Below are 5,114 nucleotides of genomic sequence, written 5' to 3'. Positions count from 1 at the left end.
CGACAGTTCCAGGTCGGTCTGATTACTGCCGGTGCCGATCGTGAAATTCGAATCGCTGGCGCCCTGATTGACGTTCGAGTCGCGGCCGCGGCCTGCGCTCACTAGCCAGGACGCGGGGCGAATCGTGCGCACCTTGCAGCCCGCGGCGCGGTGCGAGGCAATTACCTCCGTGATGCCTGGTGGAGGATCGAAGCGTTCCTCCACGGTCTTGAACAGGCGCTCGGCTTCGGTGGCGTTGCCCAGCTCGCAGTATGTGATGGCGAGTTCCAGGAAGGCGCCGGCGTGGCGCGGCTCCTGTTCGATAAAACGCTCCAGCAAAACGGCTGCATCTTCCAGGCGTCCCTCGGCGACGGCTTGCAGGCCAGCGCGATACAGCTCCTCCTGTTTAACGGGGGCGTATGTGGGCGCTGCCGGGGCAGGGTCGGCTGCAACCGCTTCAAGCGCTGCGTCGGGTGGCGACGCGTGGACCGAGCTTGCCAGCAGCAGCGCGGTGAGCCAGGGCAAGTGGCGCTTCATCATGCCTGCGGCTCCAATGTATAGACGCGAATCGTTTTTTCCTTCCCGCGCAGATGGCGTTCGCCCAGAGGCAGAAAGCGATGGCGGCGCGAGTTCGCAACCGTTCCTTCGCCAATGATGACATCATAGGGATAGTCGCGCGCGGCCTGTTCCAGACGGGAAGCGGTGTTAACACTGTCGCCCACAGCAGTATAGATGCTGCGGAAGCTGGTGCCATAGTCGCCCGCCATGGCGGCGCCGCTCTCGATGCCGATGCGTACACGCAGTGGCGGCAAGCCCTTCTCGCCGCGGCGGCGGCTAAATTCCGCTACCTCCTTCAGGATCATGTGTGCTGCATCCAGTGCCAGGTCGGCGTGTTCTTCGTTGGGCAGCGGCGCGCCCCAGAATGCCACCAGGCCATCGCCGGTGAACTTGTCCAGCGTACCTTGTTTTTCCAGCACGGGACGAGTCAGGCAATCGAGGAAATCGGTGGTTAGGCGCGCGGCTTCATCCAGCGAGAGCGATTCGACTTGCGAGGTGTAGCCTTGCATGTCCGCAATCAGGGTAGTGACTTGCAGCAGGCGTGGCGCCAACGGGTCTTTCATGTCGCTGCGCAGCAGTTCGTCCACCACGGCTTTTGCCACGTATTGGCGCAAGGTGCCGAGCAGCTGGCGTGATCGCTGCTGGGCCTGCTGCCAGTGGAAGGGCACGGCTACGGCCAGCAGGAATAGGTTCGACAGCAGTGGCGCGGCGGGCGCAAACATGGGATCATGCGGCGCCAAAACGTAGGCCAATGCCAGCCAGGCCAGCGATGTACCTGCCAGCAGCAGCGCATTGATGGCGGCAGAAAGGCGCGGCAAGGTGTAGCTGGCGAACAGCACCACGCTTAACGTAAACAGGATAGCCATCAGGCGTCCTGGCCAGGGCTTGGGGGCTAAGCCCGCCTGTTCGTCCAACTGGCCTTCGAGCATGGCGGCGTGCACCAGCAGTCCGGCGGTTGATTCATTCAACGGCGTTGCGACACGATCGCCAATGCTCAGCGAGGAGGAGCCGATCAGCACCAGACGTCCCGCCACATCCTCCGGCCGTACGCGGCCCGCCAGCACATCGCCTGCCTTGGCGACCACAAAGGAATTCAAGGTGCGCGAGTAAGGGACCCGCACCAGTCCTCCGGACAGCTCTTGCGGTTTGGGGCCGCTGCAGCAATCAAGCAGCGCACGCGACAGGGTAGGGTAGAGCTGGCCGCCGAACCAGGTAGCCATGGGCACGCGGCGCAGTACGCCGTCAGGGTCAGGGATGAAGCCGATGTTGCCGAAGTGGTGGGACCCAGCCAGTCCGGCATGGTTGGCAATATAACCGCTTGCGGGTACGGCGCCAGCCTGGGTGGTGGTCGGCACGCCGCCGCCAAGCTGTCCGGTCATCAATGGCGTGCTGCGCGGTGCATAATCGAACATCTGGGCAAGCACAACGGGGCCGTGCTTGGCGAGCATTTCAATGCGTGTGTCGCCACCGGCATCGACGGGCTTCTCCATCATGATGTCGAGCGCGACACCCTTGGCGCCGTCCTCCAGCAATTGCTCGATCAAGTCGGCTATGTGTGACCGTGGCCATGGCCAGGGCTGGTCCGCCAGACTTGATTCGTCGATATCCACAACGAGGATGCGGTCCTCGTCTTTCTCCTGGGCCTGCATCCGGATAAATTGATCGCGCAGCCATTCGTCGCCCACGTGCATCCAGTTTGGCGCAGCCTGCCACTGCGGCAAAACGCACAGCGCTACAGCGGCGGTGGCGATCAGACTTCGCAATAGTACGGCGGGAGCAAGGGTGGCGCGGAGATTAACCGGAATCGTCATGGAGGTGTCAGCCGGCGCGCCGGTATGCAGTGTTGCAGGCGGAATACAGTAGTGAATAAATTGCTAGTATAACCGCATGACTCCCCATGCAGTAAAATGTAGGGCTTTGTCAGTAACGATCTGTAACAGATGTAAGATGTGATGGCAGTCACAGACTTTTCATCGTTAGAGCGGACAATACAGCATAAGGAGAAATTTATGCTACGCAACCATATCATCGGCGCAGGCTTGTTGCTGACCGCTTCCCTGGCCTGGGGCGGCGAGGCCGGCCGCGTCATATTCGTGACCGGTCAAGTCCAGCTTGCCAATCACGCTGCCGTGGTTGATGCCGCTGTGCAAGAGGGCGATGAGGTCACGACCGGCGCCGATGGTTATGTTTATATGAAGACCACGGATGAGGGCTTCCTGATTCTGCGCCCGAACAGCAAAGCGCGCGTGGTAACTTATCGGGTCGATAAGGCCAACCCGTCCAATACGCATGTGAAGCTGGAGTTGAGCCAGGGTGTGGCCCGTGCCATTTCCGGCAAGGCCGTCAAGCAGGCACGTCAGAACTTCCGCTTCAATACACCTGTCGCCGCCATCGGCGTGCGCGGTACCGACTTTATTGTATACACCGACCAGCAGACTTCGCGTGTGGTGGTGGTTTCTGGTGGTGTCGTGATGAGCCCGTTCGCCGCTGGCTGCTCCAGTGAGGGCGTCGGTCCTTGCGAGGGCAATGCGAGCCGCGAATTGTTTGCCGGCCAAGCGGGGATGCTGTTGCAGGTACGCCGCGGCCAGACGGCGCCGCAATTGCTGAATAATCCATCTTTGTCGCCTGATCAGAACGAGAAACCTCGTTCCGACGAGCCGGTTGGCAAAGTGACCCAAGGCAGCGCGCTAGGGCCGGCGCAAGTAAACCTTGATCCAGAGCGCACCGCACTGTCGCTGAATGCAGTGCGCCCTGTGGGTGCCGGAACGCCGCCTTCTTCCGGGGCGGATAATGGAACGCCTACACCACCGCCGATCGTGACGCCTCCTCCTGTGGTCATTACCGATCCAACACCGGCGCCGCCGAAGCCACAGGAAGTGTTTTGGGGGCGCTGGAGTATCGTCGCTGGCCAAGGCGTGATGCCCGCGTCAATCAAGAACAACAATACTGATACGCCGCAGTTTGTCGGTGACTATGCCGTGGCACGCATGAAGGGGGCAACGCTCGTCATGCCTACGGAAGGTATCGTTGGATTTGCGCTGGCTAACAGTGAGGCGTATGTCCAGAAATCAAACGGCAGCGAGGCCCGCGCCAATGTGGATTCGGGACAGTTGAATATTAACTTTGTTGATAGGACATTTACGACGGGTTTGTCAGTTTCGTCCGGCAAAGATAAGTACGATATTTCAGGAAAGGGCGTAGTCGATTATCAGGGTCTTATGACCAACAGCGCCAGCTCAGCTACCCAGATCCGCGGCTATCTGTCYGGACCTAACGCTGAAGAGGCCGGATATGTCTTCAAAAACACCGCTTATCCAGGGGTGACTGTGGTCGGCGGGACGACCTGGAAGAGATAATCCGATTAAATCGGAATTAAAAACGCAGGCAAATTGCCTGCGTTTTTTTATAAGAATTGCTTGTCTTTTGGCAGTATCAAATTCTCACCAAAAATATCAAATTGGCTGAGTTTGCCCGCTTATTAAGCAAACCTCCTGCAACATTGTGTAAAAAACCGTGGTTTCCGCCACAAAAAGATGAGTTTTGTGATGGCCGTCACAACATCACATCCCTAGTGTGGCAATATACTTCGCACTTCTGCAAAAAAGTGTCCAAGTTGCAGACAGCGCTGTTTRTACTAGGACGGCAGAACTTTGGTTTAAACCACCTTTATAAGGAAATATCATGGCAGCACAAGACTACGTAGCAATTGTTGAACAACTGTACGTATCGTATTTCGGCCGTCCTGCTGACTACTTCGGTCTGCAGAATTTCACCGCTCAACTGAACTCCATCGGCGCACCGAAGGACATCACCGCCCTGAACGCTGCTGTTCAAGCTGACAAAGCTGGCACCACGGCCCTGAGCAAACTGGTTAACAGCTTCGCTTCCTCGGACGAGTCCAAAGCCCTGTACGGCTCCGACAACTCCCCAATCGGTATCTCCAAGTTCCTGGTTTCCGTATTCCAGAACGTTATCGGCCGCACCCCTGACCTGGGCCCAGGCTGGGACTTCTGGTACAACGCCCTGTCTTCGGGTGCTCTGAGCCGCGCTGACGCCGCTCTGGCTATCGCTGAAGGTGCTCTGAGCAACACCACCCCGCAAGGTCTGCTGGACGCACAAGCTGTGCTGAACAAGCAGAAAGTTGCTTCCGCTTTCACCGCTGCTCTGGATACTCCAGAAAAGATCAACGCTTACTCCACCGCTGCTGCCGTTGCAACCGCAACCGGCCTGCTGAAGGACGTAACCGCAACCACCGACGTAGCCGCTTACCAGGCTAACGTGCTGGCTGCTGTGGACACCGTGGTGAGTGGCTCGATCCCTAGCACCACCTCGAACCTGACCACCGGCGTTGACACCCTGACCGGCACCAACGGCAACGATACCTACAATGCTGTTATCGGCAACGCTACCGCAACCGACGATTCCCTGAATGCTCTGGACTCCGTCGACGGCGGCGCAGGTTCCGACACCCTGGTTCTGCTGGACAAGAAGACCACTGGTAGCACTCTGCCTTCCGGCATCGTGATCAAGAATGTTGAAAATATCGTGATCCGTGGCGCTGGTGTAGTGGTGTAGTG

Annotated in this window: 4 protein-coding genes; 2 read left to right on the top strand and 2 right to left on the bottom strand. The window is 58.7% G+C overall.

The annotated features are described in order from the left end of the window. Both AB4Z11_RS22565 and AB4Z11_RS22560 read right to left on the bottom strand, forming a co-directional pair. Positions 1-519 (bottom strand): tetratricopeptide repeat protein (locus AB4Z11_RS22565; protein ID WP_442027803.1); only part of this gene is annotated, 519 nt, incomplete at its 3' end. Next, positions 516-2,348 carry a CHASE2 domain-containing protein gene (locus tag AB4Z11_RS22560; RefSeq protein WP_442027802.1) on the bottom strand — a complete coding sequence of 611 codons (1,833 nt, stop codon included), beginning with the start codon at positions 2,346-2,348 and terminating at the stop codon, positions 516-518. The genes AB4Z11_RS22560 and AB4Z11_RS22565, both read right to left, overlap by 4 nt. A 198-nt stretch (positions 2,349-2,546) precedes the next feature. On the opposite strand from AB4Z11_RS22560, the gene AB4Z11_RS22555 reads away from it, so the two are divergent. Beyond that, positions 2,547-3,893 (top strand): FecR family protein, encoded by a 1,347-nt coding sequence (locus AB4Z11_RS22555; RefSeq protein WP_442027801.1) that lies wholly within the window; start codon positions 2,547-2,549, stop codon positions 3,891-3,893. A gap of 325 nt (positions 3,894-4,218) precedes the next feature. Then, on the top strand, positions 4,219-5,112 hold the full coding sequence (locus AB4Z11_RS22550; protein ID WP_442027800.1) for a DUF4214 domain-containing protein: 894 nt from the start codon (positions 4,219-4,221) through the stop codon (positions 5,110-5,112). Positions 5,113-5,114 lie beyond the last annotated feature (2 nt).

This window comes from Pseudoduganella sp. RAF53_2 (genome assembly GCF_052113985.1).
GTDB lineage: Bacteria > Pseudomonadota > Gammaproteobacteria > Burkholderiales > Burkholderiaceae_D > Rugamonas.
The sequence above is the reverse complement of the archived record's forward strand: the minus strand, read 5'-3'. Positions and strand labels throughout refer to the sequence as shown.